We start from the raw sequence: 405 nt of genomic DNA on the forward strand, positions 1-405 counted from the left end.
TACTCATACAGCAACAATAATTCGCCGTTCTATATGGGCATTCCGCGCCTGAAATTTCCGGCAGATGCGCCGAGTCGTTCTACGCTCAAACTGGAAGAGGCATTTCATGTGTTTATTCCTGCGGATGAGTGGGATGAACGCCTGGCGAACGGGATGTGGGCGGTGGATTTAGGCGCTTGCCCTGGCGGCTGGACCTACCAACTGGTGAAGCGCAACATGTGGGTTTATTCCGTCGACAACGGCCCGATGGCGCAAAGTCTGATGGATACCGGGCAGGTGACGTGGCTGCGGGAAGACGGTTTCAAATTCCGTCCGACACGCAGCAATATCTCCTGGATGGTATGCGATATGGTTGAAAAACCGGCTAAAGTTGCGGCATTGATGGCGCAGTGGCTGGTTAATGGC

General features: G+C 54.1%; 1 protein-coding gene. It reads left to right on the plus strand.

The window, feature by feature from the left end; genetic code table 11:
- A partial coding sequence (gene rlmM, locus GV819_RS32755) for a 23S rRNA (cytidine(2498)-2'-O)-methyltransferase RlmM (protein ID WP_161760131.1) occupies positions 1-405 on the plus strand: 405 nt, incomplete at both ends.

Origin of the sequence: Pseudomonas sp. Fl5BN2 (genome assembly GCF_009908205.1) — a bacterium.
GTDB lineage: Bacteria > Pseudomonadota > Gammaproteobacteria > Pseudomonadales > Pseudomonadaceae > Aquipseudomonas.